At 50.2% G+C, this 20794-nt stretch carries 21 protein-coding genes and 1 pseudogene; 4 read left to right on the plus strand and 18 right to left on the minus strand.

The window, feature by feature from the left end; genetic code table 11:
* Window positions 1–6 precede the first annotated feature (6 nt).
* Complete coding sequence (locus CSA35_05175; GenBank protein ID PIE54567.1) at window positions 7–684, plus strand: hypothetical protein; 678 nt, start codon at window positions 7–9, stop codon at window positions 682–684.
* A 43-nt stretch (window positions 685–727) separates the two neighbouring features.
* On the opposite strand, the gene CSA35_05180 is transcribed toward CSA35_05175, so the two are convergent.
* The 12 genes from CSA35_05180 to CSA35_05235 all read right to left on the minus strand — a co-directional run bounded on the left by CSA35_05180 (window position 728) and on the right by CSA35_05235 (window position 12070).
* Window positions 728–1447: a hypothetical protein gene (locus CSA35_05180; protein PIE54568.1), complete on the minus strand. Its 720-nt coding sequence runs from the start codon at window positions 1445–1447 to the stop codon at window positions 728–730.
* Window positions 1419–2207, minus strand: a complete 789-nt coding sequence (locus tag CSA35_05185; protein ID PIE54569.1) for a hypothetical protein — start codon at window positions 2205–2207, stop codon at window positions 1419–1421. Before CSA35_05185 ends, CSA35_05180 begins: the two co-directional genes overlap by 29 nt.
* 10 nt (window positions 2208–2217) lie before the next feature.
* Window positions 2218–2997 carry a hypothetical protein gene (locus CSA35_05190; protein PIE54570.1) on the minus strand — a complete coding sequence of 260 codons (780 nt, stop codon included), beginning with the start codon at window positions 2995–2997 and terminating at the stop codon, window positions 2218–2220.
* A 141-nt stretch (window positions 2998–3138) separates the two neighbouring features.
* A complete protein-coding gene (locus CSA35_05195; protein PIE54571.1) occupies window positions 3139–3528 on the minus strand; it encodes a hypothetical protein in 390 nt (129 codons plus the stop codon).
* A gap of 13 nt (window positions 3529–3541) precedes the next feature.
* Window positions 3542–4648 carry an ABC transporter permease gene (locus CSA35_05200; protein PIE54572.1) on the minus strand — a complete coding sequence of 369 codons (1107 nt, stop codon included), beginning with the start codon at window positions 4646–4648 and terminating at the stop codon, window positions 3542–3544.
* Entirely contained in the window at window positions 4645–5688 is a 1044-nt protein-coding gene (locus CSA35_05205) for an ABC transporter (GenBank protein PIE54573.1), read from the minus strand. The genes CSA35_05200 and CSA35_05205 overlap by 4 nt, the downstream gene beginning before the upstream one ends.
* A complete protein-coding gene (locus CSA35_05210) occupies window positions 5688–7295 on the minus strand; it encodes a sugar ABC transporter ATP-binding protein (GenBank protein PIE54574.1) in 1608 nt (535 codons plus the stop codon). The genes CSA35_05205 and CSA35_05210 overlap by 1 nt, the downstream gene beginning before the upstream one ends.
* Before the next feature lie 194 nt (window positions 7296–7489).
* On the minus strand, window positions 7490–8698 hold the full coding sequence (locus CSA35_05215) for a hypothetical protein (GenBank protein PIE54575.1): 1209 nt from the start codon (window positions 8696–8698) through the stop codon (window positions 7490–7492).
* Between the two features lie 220 nt (window positions 8699–8918).
* Window positions 8919–9455 carry a BioY family transporter gene (locus CSA35_05220; GenBank protein PIE54576.1) on the minus strand — a complete coding sequence of 179 codons (537 nt, stop codon included), beginning with the start codon at window positions 9453–9455 and terminating at the stop codon, window positions 8919–8921.
* Between the two features lie 101 nt (window positions 9456–9556).
* Window positions 9557–10408, minus strand: a complete 852-nt coding sequence (locus CSA35_05225) for a choline ABC transporter permease subunit (GenBank protein PIE54577.1) — start codon at window positions 10406–10408, stop codon at window positions 9557–9559.
* Window positions 10398–11270: an ABC transporter ATP-binding protein gene (locus tag CSA35_05230; protein PIE54578.1), complete on the minus strand. Its 873-nt coding sequence runs from the start codon at window positions 11268–11270 to the stop codon at window positions 10398–10400. The genes CSA35_05225 and CSA35_05230 overlap by 11 nt, the downstream gene beginning before the upstream one ends.
* A gap of 50 nt (window positions 11271–11320) precedes the next feature.
* A complete protein-coding gene (locus CSA35_05235; protein PIE54579.1) occupies window positions 11321–12070 on the minus strand; it encodes a hypothetical protein in 750 nt (249 codons plus the stop codon).
* A gap of 209 nt (window positions 12071–12279) precedes the next feature.
* On the opposite strand from CSA35_05235, the gene CSA35_05240 reads away from it, so the two are divergent.
* The 3 genes and pseudogenes from CSA35_05240 to CSA35_05250 all read left to right on the plus strand — a co-directional run bounded on the left by CSA35_05240 (window position 12280) and on the right by CSA35_05250 (window position 14225).
* The gene (locus CSA35_05240) at window positions 12280–12930 is read left to right on the plus strand and encodes a hypothetical protein (protein PIE54580.1); all 651 of its coding nucleotides are present in this window, start codon (window positions 12280–12282) and stop codon (window positions 12928–12930) included.
* Window positions 12924–13406, plus strand: a complete 483-nt coding sequence (locus tag CSA35_05245; GenBank protein PIE54581.1) for a flavodoxin — start codon at window positions 12924–12926, stop codon at window positions 13404–13406. Before CSA35_05240 ends, CSA35_05245 begins: the two co-directional genes overlap by 7 nt.
* 196 nt (window positions 13407–13602) lie before the next feature.
* A pseudogene (locus CSA35_05250) lies at window positions 13603–14225 on the plus strand (hypothetical protein).
* Between the two features lie 590 nt (window positions 14226–14815).
* On the opposite strand, the gene CSA35_05255 reads toward CSA35_05250, so the two are convergent.
* The 6 genes from CSA35_05255 to CSA35_05280 all read right to left on the minus strand — a co-directional run bounded on the left by CSA35_05255 (window position 14816) and on the right by CSA35_05280 (window position 20606).
* A complete protein-coding gene (locus tag CSA35_05255) occupies window positions 14816–15751 on the minus strand; it encodes a hydroxymethylglutaryl-CoA lyase (GenBank protein PIE54582.1) in 936 nt (311 codons plus the stop codon).
* Between the two features lie 3 nt (window positions 15752–15754).
* Window positions 15755–16951 carry a carnitine dehydratase gene (locus tag CSA35_05260; protein PIE54625.1) on the minus strand — a complete coding sequence of 399 codons (1197 nt, stop codon included), beginning with the start codon at window positions 16949–16951 and terminating at the stop codon, window positions 15755–15757.
* Window positions 16952–16978: 27 nt separating this feature from the next.
* Window positions 16979–18259 (minus strand): C4-dicarboxylate ABC transporter permease, encoded by a 1281-nt coding sequence (locus CSA35_05265; GenBank protein ID PIE54583.1) that lies wholly within the window; start codon window positions 18257–18259, stop codon window positions 16979–16981.
* Window positions 18256–18762, minus strand: a complete 507-nt coding sequence (locus tag CSA35_05270; GenBank protein PIE54626.1) for a C4-dicarboxylate ABC transporter permease — start codon at window positions 18760–18762, stop codon at window positions 18256–18258. Before CSA35_05270 ends, CSA35_05265 begins: the two co-directional genes overlap by 4 nt.
* A gap of 85 nt (window positions 18763–18847) precedes the next feature.
* Window positions 18848–19840: a C4-dicarboxylate ABC transporter substrate-binding protein gene (locus CSA35_05275; protein PIE54584.1), complete on the minus strand. Its 993-nt coding sequence runs from the start codon at window positions 19838–19840 to the stop codon at window positions 18848–18850.
* Between the two features lie 100 nt (window positions 19841–19940).
* On the minus strand, window positions 19941–20606 hold the full coding sequence (locus CSA35_05280) for a hypothetical protein (GenBank protein ID PIE54585.1): 666 nt from the start codon (window positions 20604–20606) through the stop codon (window positions 19941–19943).
* Between the last annotated feature and the right edge of the window lie 188 nt (window positions 20607–20794).

Consider the following 20794-nt stretch of genomic DNA (forward strand, 5'->3'; position numbering starts at 1 on the left):
GGAACTATGTGGAACGAATTTCTCTGGGGGGGCATGATGCTGCTCAATTTCGCTGGCATCATGGTTATGTACCGGCTGTGGGGCAAGCAGGGACTTCTGTGTTGGATTCCCGTATCGGTGATCGTGGCGAACATTCAAGTGGTCAAGCTCGTCTCTCTCTTCGGGATTACGGCTACTTTAGGCAATATCGTCTACGCCTCAGCCTTCCTGGTAACCGACATCCTGTCGGAAAATCACGGGAAAAAGGACGCCAGACAGGCGGTATATATCGGTTTTTTCTCACTTGTGGTGATGACCACGATGATGAACCTGGCCCTGTGGTTTACCCCTCATAACGACGACTTTGCCCAGAGCGCCCTATCGACGATCTTTGCGATCATGCCTCGACTTACAGTAGCGTCCTTTCTGGCGTACGGTGTCTCCCAACTTCACGACGTATGGGCTTTCCACTGGTGGAAGACCCATACAGGAGGTCGCCATCTCTGGCTGCGAAACAACCTATCGACCATGGTATCCCAAGGATTGGACAGCGTTATATTCACCATTGTAGCTTTTTATGGTACTGTGCCCATCAAGGCACTGGCAGAGATCGTCCTCTCCACCTATGTCCTCAAATTCATCGTTGCAGCCTGTGACACCCCCTTCGTCTATTGGGCCAAACGCATTCACCGAAACGAGAGATAGCGGGTACCCTGATAAAGGAGACGACCTAAGAGAGTCTCTCCTCTTAGGTCGTCTCCTTGTCTCGTGCCACATATGCCCTCACGGTTCCATCCTCGGACCAGAAAAGGGCCATTACCAAAGGGTGTCGAATCTGGCTTGCCCTGATAATAGGTCTGAGACTCTCCCCGTCTCGGCGCATCCCATACAGTTGAGTGGTGGTGACTTCAATCGCATCAAATTCCCGACGTAACTTATCGATACTCAGAGGAAAAACGTCCGCTGTCTTTAAAAGATCGCTCCAAAGCATCCTATCATCGTTGCTCAGAAGATCGACCAAAGACATATCGTTCTCCGCTTGCGAAGGCGGTGGTTCCTGAAAGGGCGACAATTTTCTCTCTCTCTCGTTTTTCGTCTCCGCCGCTCGACGAGAAAGATTCCAGGACGACGGAGCACCCACGGTCACATTCTCCCCTCGAACCTGCAATACCTCCAGAAACCTCAGATCATCCACGAGAGAGTTCAGGGCCTCTGTAGGATCATCGGAAAAAAACTCGCTGAGATTCTTTAGTGACGTTTTCTCCCCTCTCCACCTCAGAAGAGAAATGGCAACGACGATGCCCCATTCTTGGAGTCTCAGTCCTTGAGGGGGACAGACCGAGAGAAGCTCCCGAACCAGATCCTCTCTCAAGGTGACCTCGGGCGGGGAGGATACGGGGACAGCCATCCCCCGAACATCGTCCCCCTCGGTGAGATATTTACGCAGACTCGGTCGCTTCTTTGCCATTACGTTTTTCCCTCTCTACGAATTCTTCAGCGAGAAGACGGTAGTCCCGAGCTCCATTACAGTTCTTGTCATAACTCAGGACAGATACTCCAGCACCGCTGGCCTCAACTATACTGATATTTCCCCTGATGTATCGCCGATAGAGCGTATCTCCGAAGTAGTCGGAAACCTCCTTTTGCACCTCTCGATTCATGACAACCTTGGAGTTATGTCTCGTCAGGACGACGCCTCCCACGGTAAGTTTTTTGTTCAATCTCTTCTGGAATAACTTCACCGTGGAGTCCAGGAGTCGGATCCCTGCCAAACTGTAAAACTCGCTTTCCAGGGGAACCATGATCTCATCAGCAGCAGCCAAAACGTTTCTGGTGAAGAGTCCCAGCTGTGGAGGACTATCACAGAAGATGTAATCGTACTGCTGAAGGTTCTCAGCTTCCAGCGACGAACGAAGCAGACTGTCCCGTCCCGGTTCCCGCTCAAGCTGAAGCTCCGCTACCGCGAGATCAAGACTACTTGGGATGACGTCCACTCCCTCACGACGAATCGCCAGATCAGACAGTGACAGATCCCCAACGAGAAAATCGTACACGTAGGGGGCCCCATCGGAGACCGATATGCCCCATCCAGAGGACAGGTTACTCTGGGGATCCAGATCCAAGGCGGCAATCCTGTATCCTTTGGAGACAAGAGCCACCGCGAGGTTCTGACACAGGGTGGTCTTGCCAACCCCTCCTTTAAGATTACAAAAGCCCAGTATTTTCATCGAGATCCTCCTACTTGGATCGATAGGAATAGGCGAGTCCGTCAAAAGGTTTGGGTACCGTCCACGTCGCCAGGTGCATCCACCCCTTTTGAAGTTCCAGGGTGTTCAGATGAACTGGAAAGACGAAATCCTTCATATTCACTATTGGCTGGGTCTTCTGGAGAGCCTTGTCCACTATCGAGGATTGATCGTCATTGTTGATCCGAAATTGGTATCGATCCAACCATAGCTCGGCACCCTCTCGAAGCTCCAAGCGTCCATCCAGATCGACCTTGATCCGAAGATTAACAGGACGATGAACATGATAGTACCCACTGGCCGATAGTCCCCCGGGCAGAAAGCGAACCGACATGGATTCCCAACAGCCATCATCGTCCTCTACGACCAATCCTTTAAGGAACTGGTTAAGATCCGAATCGGATATGGATGCATCCAAGTAGCCTCGAAGGACGCTTCGAAGTTCTTTAGGGCCATCGTCGTTCCAAGCCTCGACAGGTCCGAAATCACTGAAAGCCGCCTCAAGCGAAATCGACGAAAAACGAAGCCCCTCCAGAGAGGGTCCCACAGCTTCAAAATATATATGCCGCACCGTACCATCGTTGGGTACTTTTTCATCGAGGATCATACGTGCCTCCTCAGGCGACATCATCGCTACAAGCCACCGAAAGAGTCGAGTCTCTCGATCTGAAGCGGCGACATCCCCTACAAAAGATCGTTCGGTTCCCCATGCGGTAACGACTGATACGGCGCTTATGACGACAAACATGAACACCACAAGGCGTTTTTTCATTACCAAACACCTCCATCTGAGTTTCTTCTCTGGAGTTTATTCTACTACGAACGGCGAGAGGTTCAAAACCAATAAAGCCAAGCACAAAAAAGGAGGAGCTCGTCAGCGAGGCCCTCCTTAACGCGAACATACTCAATGAGTCTACAAGGTATAACTCCACCCCGGCAGTTTATCCCGAACAAGGGGAACCACGTTGATGACTCGTCCCTTAAGTTCCTTGTTCTTGAACGTCACTCGATAGGTTTTAGTGACCTGGTCATTCTTATCCAGTTCCTTGACGACAATCACGTGTGTCTGGCCTGCTATGGTGATGGCCCCCCGATCTCCGTCAACCAAGTACATGGGCTCTCCATCCTCGTCATCCACGAAGACCTCCACAGCCTCAAAAGCCGGATATGCCTGCCCCTCATGGACAAATTTCCGGTTATCTATCAAGACGTCGTATGCCTTTCCTTGGTTGTAGCAGAAGACAGCCACCCCGACCAGGCACGCTACAATGAGAACATCCACAAAAATCTGTCTCGACCTCATACCGCCACCTCCCCTATTTAGGATCGACCGCTACGCCTCGAAGGCCCTGGCGCGCTCGTTCTTTATCCTTATAGCGACGCCAGGCGTGGAGCACCAGAGCCAGAGAAATGATCCCGTACGAGACGAATACACGGAAATACTCCCCAAGCTGAGCCTGACCTATGAGGTATTTCCCTGCCATAGGAGAGACCACAAACATGAGGTGAAACAGGACGACCCCAAGGAAGACGTTGAAGATGGAAGCCCGTGAGACGCTGGCTCCCCCTACAAGCAAGGAAGCGATAGCAAACATCCCCGCCTGCTCGTGGCTATTGTAGGTGTTCATGGTACCTATGTTCTGAAGGAAGATGATCTGTCCATAACACGCCAGGACCGTGGATATCACGATGGAGATAAGGCGGGTTCGCTCCACTGGAATACCGGCGGACCGAGCCACGTTCATATCCTGACCGACAGCCCTCATATCCTGCCCCAGTTTGGTTCGCCGGAACCAGACCACGAACAGGCAGAACAAGCCGATCACTATAAATGTAGCCAGAGGCACCTCGACCCCATGAAGGTTCACCGGAATCAAGTTATCCAGACACTTTCGAATGCCCTCCAGGTTCGTCACGTTTCGGATTCCGTAGCCTCTGGAGAGAACCATCTTGGGATTCGTGATAGGGACGACACTGCCAAAGCCATAGAGGACAATAAGCTGATAGACCCCGTTCATAAAGAAACCCAGGATAAACGAGGTCACCATCTCTCGCCCCTTAGCCTTGTTCAGGACAACTCCGCAGAGCCACCCCAAGGCAATAGCGAGAGGCGTGGAGATGATCGCCGCCAAGAGCATCCCCGGGACACCCACGACGTTCCAGTCACTGATAAAGATCAGGCCTATCTGACCCGCCATGGCACCCAAAACCATCCCAAAATTAAGCCCCATGCCAGCCATAATGGGAATCAGCAGGGACAATACCAGAAAGGAATTTCGGGAGAGCCGGATCAGCATCTCCTGAAACAGATACCCTCCAGAAAACTGAGAGATAGGGATAGCAAAGGCACTAACCGCAAGAAAGACTATAGGAACTGCATTCTGGATGAGCAGATGCTTGAGAGTATCGGTTTTTTTATTCATGACTTCACCTTCACAACTCGGGTCAGGGCATAGAGGATCATACCGTTGGAGACGATGATTCGGATGACCTCCGACATGTCGGTCTGGATCATGCTGTTGATGACCGACGGCGTCATGGTGAGGATCCCCTGAAAAAGGATCGTTCCCACGATAACGTTCATGATGGTGGCCTTATGAACCGACGCTCCCCCGATAAGGATAGCCGAGACCGCAGGAAAGGCCATAAAGAATGGCCCCATGTAGAGCTGGATAAAACCAAAACTCTGTTCATAGATGATGATCCCAATGGCGCCAAGTATCGTCGAGAGAACCACAGAAACGATCCTCATTCTGTCTATATTAACCCCCGAGGCCCGAGCATACTCCGGGTTCGATCCCACGGTGGTCATAGCCGTACCGGTTCTGGTCCTCATGAAAAGCCACATGAGAAGGCACATGAAGGCAAAGAACAGGAACATTCCCGTCGGCACGTAGAAAAACTCCCCAACCTGAAACGCCCCCAGATTGCTGATGGCCGACTGCCAGAACCCCTCAACCGAGATAGTGGTTCGAAGCCCCTTGCCCGCGTAGCCCCAGACCATGTTCGAGCTTCGATAGGGCAGGACAAGCCACATGATGCACATAAAGGCCACGGACGAGAACCCCACGTACGTGGCGATCATCATCTCGCTTCCCTTGACCTTGTTCAGAAGTAGACCATAGGCGACACCAAGGAGAGCAGCGATGGGAACAGCTACAGCCATAGCGAGCAGGATTCCTGGAATGCCGGAGATACCCGCTTCAATGCTGGTCACAGCTCCCAGAAGACCGGCGATAATCCCCAGAGGCAAGCCGAAGTTCAGCCCACACCCTGCCTGGATCATGGGCACCATGGCCAGGACCATGACGCCGTTCATGCCGAAACGCACCAGGGTATCGCTGAAAGACGCGTCAAGACGAACCCCCACAAATGGCGCCAGGACGAACAGAGAGAGGAGGAAAAGACCGATGATGACCCTTGGCCAGCCTGCGTTTTCTATGAATTTTTTCAAAGTCTCCACTACACCGTCACCTCCTCCGCGTCCTTAACGGCACCGAGCATCAGTATGCCAAACTCCGTGGACGGATCGGTGGCCGGTCGGATACCGGCAATTCGCCCCGAGTCGACGATGGCAATTCGATCACAGACGGACCGAAGCTCTTCCAGCTCAGATGAAACCATAACGACGGTCGTCCCGTATTTTTCGTTATAAAACTTCAGGGTATCCAGAACAACCTTTTTAGCCCCCACATCGATCCCTCTGGTTGGCTCAGACACAAACAAAAGCTTAGGCCTTGTCTCAAAAGCTTTGGCAAGACAGACCTTCTGCTGGTTTCCTCCAGAGAGCTCCTGGACGGGTTGATGTGCCCCCATACATCGAATCTCAAGAGACGAGATATAGTCCTTAGCACATTGGTCGATAGCATCCTCATCCCGAATTTTCACCAGTCCCCCAAAAACAGGCTTGAGAAAACGTTCCTGCATCTGAAGAGCCGTGAAGGTAATGTTCCACGATATGGGTTCCTCCAAAAGCAGCCCCACACCACGACGATCCTCGTACACCGCCGACATTCCAGCCTTCAGAGAACTGGTTGGCTCGTTCAAAACGATGGGTTTGCCCTCGAAGACGACGGTTCCCCCAGCGGGAAACATTCCCATAATCCCGTTGGGTATTCCTAATTTTCCCTGTCCCGCCAGACCACCGATACCGAAGATCTCCCCTTTTCTGATCTCGAAGGAGACGTCTCGAACCGTCTCGCCGGGCATGTCGACCCATAGGTTTTTCACGGACAGTATGGGATCCCCCAGGGTTCGTCCCGAGGAGTCGGAACGAGCGAAGGCAGAGGAGACATCCCGCCCCACCATGCTTGAGGCTATAGCCATAATATCCGTATCATCGGGCAGTGTCTCCAAGACAACCTCACCATCCCGAAGAACCACGATCTTATCGCAGACGTCCAGAATCTCCTGCAATCTGTGGGAGATGAAGATGATGGAGATCCCGAGTTCAGCAAGGTGCCTCATGGAGGACAGGAGGATGTCGGCCTCCGATTCGGTGAGAACTGCCGTGGGCTCGTCTAAAACGAGAAGCCGGGTGTTCTCCTTGTCGATCTCCCGAGCAATCTCAGTGAACTGCTTGTATCCTACTGGGAGCTCAGAGACCAGAGCGTCTGGGTCCAGGGAGACGTTCAGCTTATCGATAGCCTTACGTCCCCGATCGATCATTGCCTTGCGGTCCAAGGTCCTGAGCCTGTCGCCACAAGCCTCGACCAAGGGGGTATACTGTGTTGACTCCCGGTTGAGCACCACGTTTTCCGCCACGGAGAAACCGGGAATCAGGGAGAACTCCTGATGGACCATGCCGATGCCTGCCTTCAGGGCATCGAAGGGAGTGTTGAAGGTCACTTTTTCGCCGTCGATGAAGATATTTCCCTCGTATCCGCCGGTCGTGTGGATCACAGTCATGCCGAAAAGAATGTTCATCAGGGTGGATTTGCCAGCTCCGTTTTCGCCGACAAGGCCCAGGATCTGACCTTTGTCAAGAGTGAAGTTGACGTTTTTCAACACTCGGTTGTTGAAGTAGGCTTTACCGATACTCTCCATTTTCAGGAGCGGTTCCGATGCCATACAATTCACCTCGCCATTCAGACACGTAACAGATAACAGCCAGAGACCTGCCCGAATAAAATTCAAAACATCAAAAAACGAAACACTACATGCGAAGAAGGATAAGGAAAGGGATAAAGCTTAAAAGGGAAGAGGGGAGAGTCGCTCCCTTCTCCCCTCGTTTAAAAACAGACCGCGCCAATTCGCCAATTGTCTTATTTCACGGAGAAGTACTTCTCTGGAACCTCAACACTGGTCATGCCGAGGAACCCCGTGCCGAAGATATAAGTATCCTGATAAAGAAGCACGTGGTTCTTCTTTTTCACGCCAGTTTGGATGTCGGTATAGTAGCTCCCATTCCACTGAGCGCCAGGAGTCAGCTCTGAATAGGCAGCAAATAGGTTGTTCAGTTTAAACTTCCTGCGGAAGTTCTTGTGGTCGATGCCGTTATCCACACACTGACGACCAAACTCCACAAGGGCTGCAGAGTTGGTGTAGCCATAGGAGAATGCCCAGGTCCCCATACGCCCTTTACCACCATGGTCGTTAACTGCCTTCTCGACCCGCTTGAGAATCGCGGGGAAGTCGCCCTTCACGTCGGCCAATTCAACACCCAAGGCACCGGGATAGCCCATGAGAGGCGAGGGAAGGTCGGCCTCGATGAAAAACCCACCGCCCTCGGCGATCCGCTTGAGCAGAGGCTCGGTGTGAGCGTCGTTGGTACAGAAGAAGGCAGTCTTCTTGCCGTATTTGTCGAGCCAGGCAGGCACCTTCTCCAGAATAAACTGCTGAGCTCCAGCCACACCCACGTCGCTGGTCGGGTCGGGAGCCGTCTCAAAGTGGAACTTGACGCCCAGATCCTTACAGGCTTCGGCCATGATGTTACGTCGACGGGAGAGAAGCTCATAGCTCATGTGGCGGGGGAAGGAGATATGAACGAAGTCCGTAGCCCCAAGCTTCTGCGCGGCAGCTACAATGAGATAGCCTCGAGCGATGTTGTCGCAGTTGATGGCCAAGTCAGCGACCGACTCAATAACGCCGGGATCCTCATGGGCCTCACCGGCGAAGAGAAGGATATCGTCCCTCTTCTCACGAATGCGCCGGAACGCTTCGGTAGTGCCCGGAATCCCCTGGTTGACGATAACCACCTTCATCAGAGGGTCGTCAGCAAACGAGGCGATCTGAGAGATCGTGGTCTCCATCTCCTGCATGAAATTATCAGGATAGGTGATGTGTTTGATCATTCCCCCATCAGCCACATCGCCGTACTTGTCAATCATCGCCTCAGCACCCCGAAGGTCGTCCTCCGACTGAGACACGGTCCCCGTACAAATACCGATATGAAACTTGGCGTCAGCAAAGACTGCGGACGCTGCAACTGCAATGAGACACATACTGAGCAATACGACGATAGATCTCTTCATAATAATCGGCCCCCTTAGATAAAATTAACTCTCTACATCATATGGCATCTTATAAGATCCACGCATACTTGTCAAACGAGAGAGCCTCTCAAATGATCAAGAAAAGCACAATTTTTAGTTAGCGTCACGTCTGTAGGGTTTTGTCGCCTTTTGTGCCATTTCAAAAAACTCCAGATCACAGAAAAATCAAGAGATACATTTTGTCTCATGAACAACCTTCTCAGTTGAGTCGAGGAACTATGCGCGAGGCAAGCCACGAAACGGCGACGATTTTGAGCCCATCTCCTGGAAGAAAAACAAGGCATCCAACCTTAAAAGCCCCCCAAAAGGTCATCTCCACCCCTGAAATACGGGTCAGGATAAGATAGAGCCAGGGAATTCCCAGGAGATAGATAAAAAGGCTCCCTGCGAACGTTGCTACAAGAAAATTTTTCATGACAGGAGGGCGGCGTTCCATGTATTTCCCCACGGTCCAAGCACAGAGGACGAAACCCAGGAGGAATCCAAACGTCGGTGACAGAATGTAGGATGGACCAGCACCGGAGGTAAAGACTGGCACACCCATCAAGCCTGTGAAGATGTAAAGAGCCTGGGAGAGAGCCCCGAGCCTCGCCCCCAGAAGACAGCCAGCCACCAGGGTGAAAAAAGTCTGCAGAGAGATAGGAGCCGGTCCTAAAGGAAACCGAAAAAATGCTCCCACGGCGGTACATCCAGCCAAGAGAGCTACCAAAGCCATATCCTTCGGTCGTATCTTCAAAATATAAAACCTCCCGTCAGCGGATTTTCAACACAACTGAACGGGAGGATACATGTTTACGAACCTATTGTCAACCTAATAGTTTTATTGTCACCTTTTGCCTAACGTTTTTTCGGTCCCCATCGTCGTCCCAGTCCCTGAGTGATGCGATCGATGACGATCGCCATAATGACGATACTTATTCCCGATTCAAAACCTCGTCCCACGTCAATCCTATTGATGGACAAAAGGACCTCCTGACCAAGGCCTCTAGCACCGATCATGGCGCAGACGACCACCATAGCCAGAGCCATCATCGTCGTCTGGTTGACGCCTGCCATAATTCCCGGCATGGCCAGAGGAATTCGAACTTCCTTCAGGAGCTGCCACCGAGTAGCACCATAGGCAATTGCGGCATCCTGAGCAGGCTTAGGGACCTGTCTGAGTCCCAGAGCCGTCAATCGAATCACCGGCGGCATGGCATAAATAAGGGTGGCGAACACCGCAGGAACCTTCCCAAGCCCAAAGAACATCATGGCTGGTATGAGATAGACGAAGCTGGGCATGGTCTGCATACCATCCAAAAGGGGCTTCATGAAGGCCGATGACCGAGGAAATTCGGCGATGAGGATGCCTAAGGGAATCCCAAGCACAAGGGCAATGAGCACCGATGTGACGATGATGGAGAGAGTCTCCAGAGCCAAGGCCCAAAGGCCGAACAGACCGATACAGACTGTCAGGAGAGCCAGAATCAGGGCCGAACGAATTTTCCCTGTGGTTTTCCAGACAGCCAAAGCCACGAGAACTATGTAGATCCACCAAGGAACGGCGTTCAACCCTCCCTGAATTCCTGAGAGGATCGAAGAGATGACCGACGAGATACTGTCAAACGCCGGCGCGAATCGATCAAGCAGCCAGTTTACTCCCTCGTTGACGTAGGGAGCAACGTGATATCTCCAGGCATCAGGAAACATCGGTGGATACCTCCTTCTTCGATACAGCGACGGTACTGGTGTCCACCATTCGAATTTGTTCCCGCTGATCCTGAACGAATCGCGCCACGTATTCGTCGGCGGGATTGGCCAGGATCTCCGACGGGTGCCCCAACTGGACGATCTCGCCGTCTTTCATGACAGCCATTCGGTCACCCAGCCGCATGGCCTCATCCAGGTCGTGGGTGACGAAGAAAATGGTCTTGTGCATCTCCTCCTGAAGCCGGATAAGCTCGTCCTGCATTTCCCTGCGGATAAGGGGATCAAGCCCACTGAAAGGCTCATCCATGAGCAAAATAGGCGAATCCATAACGATAGCCCGTGCGATACCTACTCGCTGGCGCATACCACCACTCAGTGAAACGGGATAATAGCTCTCCCACCCGTTGAGCCCGACCTGTTCCAGAGCAATCATAGATCTTTCCATACGTTCCTTGGGAGCAACGCCTTTAAGCTTCAGGCCAAACGCAGTATTCTGGAGCACTGTCCGATGAGGCAAAAGACCATAGTGTTGAAAAACCATGGCTACATGCTCCCGTCGGAACTGGACTAACCCTTTTCTATCCAGGTTTGTCACGTCCTGTCCGTCAACGAAAATGGAGCCCGATGTCGGGTCCACCAAGCGAAGAATGCTTCTGATCAAGGTCGACTTTCCACTCCCCGACAGTCCCATGACCACGAAGACCTCTCCACGCTCGACCTCGAAAGAGAGACCTCGCATGGCCACCACGGCCTCGTCCGACTCGTCCAGTTTAGTTATGAGATCGTCGTCTTCCACATCCACGTCCACTGCGTCCTTACCGTAGATCTTCCATAAATCGTTCACCTCAATAATCGCTGTCAACGCTTCATCACTCTCCTTTGTTCTAGGGTTGAGGGATTTTTTCCCTTCCCTCACCTCTGTTGGGTAATAGCCCGAAAGAGAAACGTGACCTCATTTTTTGACGATTGATATATGAAATATTTGCGATAGCTGTCAACGAATTCACCGTCGACAATTGTCATCGTATAGAGCTCGGGCTCCCCTGTCTTCCAAACCCGGTAGACCGCCTCTATGAGCTCGAAGCAGCTCTGCCCCTCCAGATCATAGCAAACAGAGCGAATCATGTAGGCGGCCATGATCTGCCCCGTCATATCCTCATCCACTTCATCAAGCTGCATGGCTATAGAATTAACTGCCTCGACGATAAAATTTCTCATTTTTTCGTCATATCGAAGCACCATAACCCCGTTGGGACTGTTTTGAAACAGTTTATAAAAATCTTGCTCCTTGGAACGCTGAAAAAGAGCCATGGAGAGAAATACCTGAAGATCCCAATCCTGTATTGGTTTAACAAGGAAGCCGCAGGGAGCGATCTTTCCATCCTGCCCCGGAGGAAGACCATCCGATGAATCAGTGACAAAAATCACCGGAACATCCAGGGTGCGACACACGTCTTCCGCAAGAGAAAGAGCATTAATATCCTCACCGAGAGAGACATTCATCAGCACTACGTCAGAATCTTCTGCAGCTATAGATTGAAGAGTTGCCGCCGACGGATTACAGAGTTCACTCACATCGCAGCCCATCCGCTCCAGTCTGGATCGGAGATCCATGGCAACATTGACATCGCGATCAATGAGCACAACCTTAAATTGAGACATCGCACGCCTCCATCTATAACGTTTTTCTTCTCATATCGTCATTATGATCGTAATTCTAAAAAACACACTTCAAGTATTCTAACATTTTTTCTCTCGTTTATGCACACTAACATAGGTTTTAGTCGTATAGTTGTGACGTATACGGTCCTGATTGTGAGCCTGAATCCCCCTTGACAGGTCTACGCTTCATCTTGAAAGGAGACCGCTTTATGAACTATCGCATCACCATCGGAGAATTTTCCAAGCTCAGCGGTCTCTCCCGAAAGGTCCTCCGTCTCTACGAGGAGCAGGGATTGCTCAAACCCATATTTATAGATCCCACCACGGGATACCGGTACTACGCCCCCATCCAGGTCGTTGAATCGGAACGAATTCAGGCGCTTCGCATGCTGGATATGCCCCTGAGTGAAATCTACCTCTTCCTGAACGAACGGAATCCCGAGGTACTGAGAGAGCTCCTGGGAGAATACCGCAATCGACTGGAACGTCGCGTATCGTCTATGAGACGGACCCTGGATTTCCTCGACCAACTTACCGAATTGAGGGAGGAGATTTTTGTGGGCTACACCGTCATCGTTAAAGATCTTGAGGAGCAGGCTATCGTATCAACCAGGATGATCACCACGCTGGCGCAAGTAGGGGAAAGCATGGAAGAAGCGTTCGGCAGGCTGTACAAGTACAGGGAGATGGAAGGACTTGAGAGTTCGGGGGTGTGTATGAGCCTCTATCATTGCCAGGAGTTCGACCCGGAGCACATGGACGTCGAGGTCGCCACGGTCGTAGACCGCCCCTGTGCAGAAAGGGAGGGTCTCACGTATCGGCTCCTTCCGCAGTGCACCGTGGTTGAGGAAAAATCGTGAATCGAACGGTGGTACTCTTTTATTCTTTCGAGGGAAGCACCAAAAAGGTCGCTGAGATCATTTCTCGTGCTCTGAGATGTGAGATGGTAGAGGTGAAACCCGTTCAGGAGCTCCATTCGACGGGGTTCAGTAAATACATCTGGGGAGGCACTCAGGTATTCATGAGGAGAAAGCCAGATCTTCACGAGCTCTCCGTTGACCTGAATCTGTACGATACGGTCCTCCTGGGCAGCCCTGTCTGGGCGTGGAACGTCTCTCCTCCCATACGCACTCTTTTAGAAAAGGGTTTTCTGCGGAATAAGGACATCGCGTTCTTCTGCTGTCACGAGGGGGGGCCTGGGGACGTGATCGGAAAGGCTCGATTCCTCATTGAACGTAACAATCGGTTCTTGTCCGCAATTGACTGCCCATTTGTGAAGAGAAATCTTTATAAAATTAAGAGGATCGTCTCAGCCTGGGCATTGGGCTTGCGGTGATCCTCAAATCATCACACCAAGCCTGGGATACGTCTCAGAATCATCGAACCAGAGTTGTTCCACTCACCGGTGAACAAATCGTTAAAATAGACCACTCCGCAGGCCGTCTTAATAAGCTTAGAATCAGGGGGGGGCTAGACTCCGCGTTACGCTTAATGCGAACCCGTTGTATTTTTACGTAGAGAGGATCACTTTCATGAACTATGAATGGCGTAAAAAAGAAAAAACATTTACTTACCACCCAAAAAACCCGTAGTGGTAGATGTTCCAGAATTTAAATATTTAACAATAACTGGAAGAGGAAATCCAAACAGTCTATTTTTCACTGAATACGTTGAAGCGCTATACGCAGTTTCATATGCAATACGGATGTCTCACAAAAAAGGTCTTCAACCTGAAAACTTCTACGAATATACAGTGTATCCTTTGGAAGGAGTTTGGGATATATCAGAAGATGCAAAGAAATCTTTTGAAGGAATAGTCAACAAAGACGAGCTTGTTTTTACGTTGACGATTCGGCAGCCAAACTTTGTGTCAAATGAATGTGCTGAGAAGGCAAAAGAATGGACAAAAAAAAGAAAACCCAATATCAATATTCAAGAGTTATCATTTTGTGCAACATCAGACGGCAAATGCATACAAATGATGCATATTGGAAGTTACGACAACGAACAAGAGTCGTTTACAATAATGGATAACTTTGCCAAGAATAAAGGTTTAAAAAGAAAATCAATGGAACATAGAGAAATATACATCTCAGATCCGAGAAAAGTAGCGCCAGAAAAACTGAAAACCGTTTTGCGTTTTAAAGTTGAGTAATAAGTATTACGCAATTCAAGGTTATTTAAAAAATAATTATTGACAGATGAGACTTAATCTATAGTGACTCTAGGGAAATGGATTAACGGTTAAAATATTTTATAAGTAACGCTTAAAATTTCACGCCGGCAGGCCTTCGACACCTGTTCCCGTATGACAGAGAGAAGTCATCTCCCCAAGATACCTTTGCTTTCAGAGGAAAATCTGGCTTCTTGTTTAATCTAAGCCGAGCAGTTCCCTCTGTTGCTGTCATTTCTCCTCGTACCTTCTGTCGATAACCGCCATTTTTTTCAATTCCTGTACGTTCAATAAAATATCTCTCCTCATTTTGCTATTCTGACACAGAGGGGATGATATTTTACCTGTCCTGTCACAGAAATTCGCTCATGCCTTGAGAAAGAAGCTTGGAAAATATCATCTCGCTTCGTCTCTTGTACTCTTACGATCTCCAGTACCTGGAAAAACTTGTCGATCCCGACAAGACAGAACGAGAATTGGCTCGGGACAGCCTTCTTTTGGCCCTCCTCCATGACGTTCGTGACAGCCCCTAGTCACGGTGAACAAGGGAAAGGAAGGGTACAGGTTCGTGGTCACGGTCCCTCCTCCTCCTCCGTAGCTCGGGAGCAGATGGAACTTGCCGCAGACAGGTGGCTGTTCACGGGCAGTCCCATGGTCTTCATTGTCTCGGAGACCTGAAGCACTGATCGAAGATCCAGACCAGTCTCCACGCCTATTCGATGCAGGAAATTAACCATGTCTTCGGTCGCCAAATTTCCTGCAGCCCCTGGAGCAAAAGGGCATCCTCCTAGACCTCCCACTGCTGTATCGAAACGACAGAACCCCAACTCCATGGCCGCAACAGCGTTGATCAGAGCCATTCCGTGGGTATCGTGAAGATGAAGGGTACATGGCGTCTCCATAAAACACGAACAGACATCCTCCAGGATCTCGACAAGCATTCGGGGATCACAGGTCCCTATGGTATCCGCCAGGGTAATCCCGTTGATCCCTATATCCAAAGCAGCCTCAATCACTCGACGGACCGCCTTCGGCTGTACCGGGCCGTCAAAAGGACACTCAAAAGACGTGGCCACCGAGAGCTCCAGAGAGACGTTCCCTCGAATAGCGGCTACTTTCGCCAATTCATCCAGGGATTCCTGGACAGAACGCCTTGTATTGGCTTGATTATGGGCCTCACTGGCAGAGATCACGAAGTTCAGCTCATCGGGTTCTGATTCCAGAGCCCGATGAGCCCCTTTTAGGTTAGGGACCAAGACGACCGAACGAATCCTTCCGTTCCATCGACTATTAAAGTGAGCCATTACCTGGGCAGCATCGATCATCTGGGGAATGGCTTTGGGGCTCACAAAGGACGTAACCTCCATGGTCGAAATCCCAGTTTCAGCCATGGCGTCAACAAGAGCAATCTTATCCTCCGTTGCCAGTTGCTTCGGTAGGTTCTGGAATCCGTCTCTGGGGCATACTTCCCGAATATATACCCGCTCAGGATAACCGTGCTCAAACATAGGTCAAAGGACTCCCTGAGATCGAAGAATCTGAAGGTCACTGACGCTCAGACCAAGAAGGTCCCCGTATATCTCTTCGTTGTGCTGCCCCAGGGTTGGCGACGGGAACCGAAATTCTCCTGGATTATTTGAGAGTTTGATGTGGCTTCCGGTCAAAACGGTATCACCCGCAACGGGATGCTTTATTGGCAAAAACATTTTCCGATCTCCAGCGATATGAGGGTCTTTGGTGACCTGATCGATGGATAGGATGGGAGCACAGGGAATACCGGCCTCGTCCACAATTCGACAGACCTCCTCCACAGTGTGGCGACCGGTCCACTCCTCCACAATAGGCTTAATCTCCTGGTGATGAGCCACTCGATCAGAGACGGTAAGGTACCTGGGATCATCGGCCAGACCGGGACGTTCCATGAGTTGACAGAGACTCTTCCAAAGTTTGTCATTGGCTGCCCCTATGACCAAGCCGCCGTCGGATGCCCGAAATGAATCGTAGGGGTAGGTAGATTCATATCGATTGCCGATACGCTGGGGAACCCGTCCCTCCACCAAATAGATCATATTGATGATCTCCAGACTAGCTACCGCTGAGTCCACCAGGGCTACGTCAATTTTTTGTCCTTCCCCCGTCAATTCACGACCATTAACTGCCGCCAAGAGCCCTACGGCACAGGAGAGACCGGCTAGGACATCCCCCATAGCTGTTCCTGTTCGGGTTGGTTCACCATCCGGCCAACCAGTGGTGCTCATGAGACCACTCATGGCCTGAGCGATGATGTCGTATCCCGGACGCATCTTGTAGGGACCGGTATGACCGAAGCCAGAGATGGCAGCATAGATGATCCGAGGATTGACCTCCTTCAGATGATCGTATCCCAGACCCAATTTCTCCATTGTTCCGGGCCGATAGTTCTCCACCACCAGATCGGCTTTCTGAACCATTTTGAGAAAGAGTTCTTTCCCTTTAGGAGATTTGAGATTGAGAGTTATCCCTCGCTTGTTCCGGTTCAGATTCATGTAGTAGGCACTCTCGCCGTTAACGAAGGGGCCCATCTGTCGCGTATCGTCCCCGACCCCCGGTCGTTCGATCTTTATGACGTCAGCCCCCATGTCAGCCAGAATCATAGTACAAAACGGACCGGCTAAAACCCTCGTCAGATCCAAAACAACGAGGTTTGACAACGCACCACCCGTCATAATCAACAACCCCTTCCGTTTGTTATTTAATTAATGCATCACCGAAGGCAACCAGGTACTAAGCTTTGGGAAGAGCATGACAATAAATAACATGAGCAGCATAAGAGCCATAAAGGGGAAGACTCCTTTGATGATTTCCTCCATGGTGATGTCGTCCCGAAGCCCGTTAATGACGTAGAGATTCATTCCCACCGGTGGTGTTATCAAGGCCATTGTCATGTTCACCGTCAGGATGATGGCGTACCAAATAGGGTCGATATGGAGAGTCATGAGAATCGGCGTCACTAACGGCATAGTCAGAAGAACGATCGAGACCGTCTCAAGAATTGTGCCCAGAATGATCATGAGGATGTTCATAGCTACGATAAACATCATTGGAGAAAGGTTATATTCGATGATCAGTTCCGTCAATTTTTGGGGAATCATGAGCAAGGTCATTATCTTGCCAAAGAGAACAGCTCCGGCTATGACCATGGCAATCATGGACGAGGTCCCCAAGGCCTTCATACAGATAGCAGGCAGAGCTCGAACCGATATAGTTCTGTAAACCACCACAGTGATGAACAAGCTGTAGACCAACCCAACCGCTGCAGCTTCCGTCGGAGTAAATATACCGGTGTAGATACCACCGACGACAAGCAGAGGAAGGAAGATACCCCATATATTCTTACCTGTGATGGATAGACGCTCTTTCCACAGAACTCGAGGCATGGGCGTGAAGCCACCCCGTTTACTCTTGATCACCGCGTAGGTAACGAAGATAGCGCTCAGAACCAGACCGGGAACAATTCCTGCGATAAAAAGTTGTCCAACCGACTCCTCTGTAATGGCACCATACAGGATCAGGGGAATACTGGGAGGTATAAGAATTCCCAATGTTCCTCCAGCTGCTAACAGTCCCAGGGTAAAAGTCTTTTCGTACCCTCTCTCTAAAAGAGCTGGATAGGCCACCATCCCAATGGTGGCAGCAGTGGCTGCGCTCGAACCCGTAATGGCTGCAAAAAAAGCACAGGCCAGTATTGTGGCGATGGCGAGCCCCCCTGGAAGATGCCGTACCCATGCATTCATAACGTTGAACAAATCATCGCCGATACGTCCGTCCAGAAGAATCTGGCTCATAAGGACAAAGAGAGGTATTGACAGAAGGACGAAGCCCTCGAGAGACGAAAAAATAGACTGAGACACGATTTTCATCGGAAGATCATAGATGATTGCCAAAAGAATCGATGTTCCGCCTAATGAAAAGGCCACAGGCATACCTGCGAAAAGGACGATGAAAAGCAATCCTATAACGATGAAAAAGGACGTCATGACAGTCCTCCTTTGTCGCTCGAAGGACGATTACTTAGATGGAGAGAGCACACTTCGTCGATAACGATAACCACGAACTGCATAGTGAGAAGGAAAAAACCGACCAAGATCGCAGACTGAGGAATCCAGATCGGAACCTGAAGCGGTGTCGGAGAATGCTTATTGTATTGCACGGCCTTATATACCATATGCCACCCCGAATATGCGACCTCGCTACAAAAGAGTATTCCCGCAACGGCGGTTATGAGGCGCAGAGTGCTCTGAGCATTTTTCGACAATTTCGAGGTCAACAGGTCAATATTGACGTGCTTTCCCTTTTGCAAGGTGTAGGATGCGCCGCCGAACATACACCATATAAAGATGTAAATCGAGACCTCCTGAGTCCATACAGTGGGAGAATTGAAGAAATACCGCATGACCACTTCATAGAAAAGGATAAGCCCCATGATCAAAATCCCCACACCACAGGCCCATGCCAACATAACGTTCAGGTTCTTTACCATTTTCCTGTACAGGTTGATCACGACACCACCCCCCAACAGGGGAACAGAAGAAAGAGTTTTCCTCTTCCTCCTACTCCATTCTAATTTATTTCATTTTTTTAGTAATATCGATAAGCTTGGAACAAAGTGGGCTTTTTTGGGCAAAAACTTCTCGAACGGGCTTAGTTGCCTGAATAAAAACCGAACGCTGCTCGTCATCCAACTCAACGATCTCCAAACCAGCATCAGCGATGGTCTTTTGAGCGTCAGCCTCCGACTGGGTAATCCGGCCTCGGAGCCATTCAGCAGCAGCATCACCGGCTTTTTGGAGGACTTTCTTCTTTTTTCCCGATAATTTATCCCACCACTCAAGATTACACTGAACCACAAACTGAGCCGTAGTGTAATTACAGACAGTGAGGTATTTTTGAACCTCAAAGATATTCCTGGATACGGCAGCAGGCATCCCTGTCGTAGCTCCATCCACAGTTCCCCTCTGGAGGGCCATGTACATCTCCGACGAGCTCATAACCACTGGAGTACCTCCGAGAGCCGAAACTGTCTCGGCAGTCCCGTTGCTGAAGGTCCTGATCTTGAGCCCCTTAAAATTGGCTGGAGTAAGCAACGGGCGTTTGCTATTGAAGAACTGAACAAAACCATAGTCGGCCCAAAAAAGGGTGTTAGCCCCCTTTTTCTTGAACTCGTTGTTCAGGAGATCACCAGCACCAGCATCTATAAACACCTTAATGGATTCTAGTTTTTTGAACACGAAGGGCATTTCAAATATATCAGTAGCGGGAATCATTCCAGACCATTTATTGACAGGAACCAGAGCTAGAGGAACTAAGTTTTCCTGAAGAGCCTCCACGACCTCAGTGTCCTTGAAAAGTTGGGCCGAGTGAAACACCTGAACAGTTATCGCCCCATCTGAATATTCTTGGACCTTTTCAGCGAAAAATTCTAAGGCTTTAGAGATGTGATGGGATGGAGGAAATTGGTTGGACAGCTTGATTTCATCGGCCAAGAGAACTGATCTGCACACGAAGAGACAGATCATGACCGAGATTATAGCCAAAGGTGCTCGGAATCGCATCGTCATGTCGGGACCTCCATTCAAGACACATTAAGACTCATCGGTTTCTTCACACATACGACTCGCCGCTGAAAGACCCTATATGCATAATTCATCACTCACCCCCTCAAATCTCCAACGAATTGTTTCTTCTATTAAAGTAGCTATAGCGCCGATCAACAGCTAAACTTTCAAGATCGCCTGCTAACAGGTTATCCAAAATTGAGTAGTGGAGCCGTACCAGATCCGCCAGAACCTCAGTTTTTTCAACGTCGCTCAAAAGAGCCTGGTGGAGCTGAAAATAAAGCATCTCGAGAGCATGAGCGGTCCATTTTCTACGAGAGAGTTCCGCCAAAGACATGTGAAATTCCATATCCTTGTCGCAAAAAGTCGCTATCTTTTCGTCCCTCTCCAGATCGCTCTCGCAGATTCTCAAGAGAGCCTCCAGCATCTCCTCAAAACGCCTATACTGCCCTCGGGTGAACAACCCATTCTCGACGATGCTCCTAAAAACACACCCCTCAAGGACCTCTCTCATCTCGTACAGTTCGTTCAGCTCCTCCGGTGAAAAAAAACGGACCTGAACCCCTCGTCGTGGAAGGGAAACCACCAGTCCCATCATCTCCATCTGTTTTATCGCCTCGCGGACAGGAGCCCGACTCACCCCTAGGCGCTGAGCAATTTCTCCTTCCCGGATAAACACCCCTTCTTTAAATTGGTCGGACACGATGATCTCTCGACGAAGAAAATCGAACATCTGACTACTGAGAGTTACGTATTCGAGCGTCTGCACGATCCCAGGCCCCTCTCTTTATCTCTTGCACTTTGTCGACCGACTCTCGTCGACCGAATACTTAAATTATACTGCGAACCGATAACCTGTCAAGGATGAGATCAAGAAAAAACAAATAAACGCCCTGCCGAGGCAAGACGTTTTTAAAAAAAGAAGTTTATTTGATGGTAACCCTCAAAAAAAATTAA

This window comes from Dethiosulfovibrio peptidovorans (assembly GCA_002748665.1).
In the GTDB taxonomy this organism is placed as follows: Bacteria; Synergistota; Synergistia; order Synergistales; family Dethiosulfovibrionaceae; genus Dethiosulfovibrio; species Dethiosulfovibrio peptidovorans_A.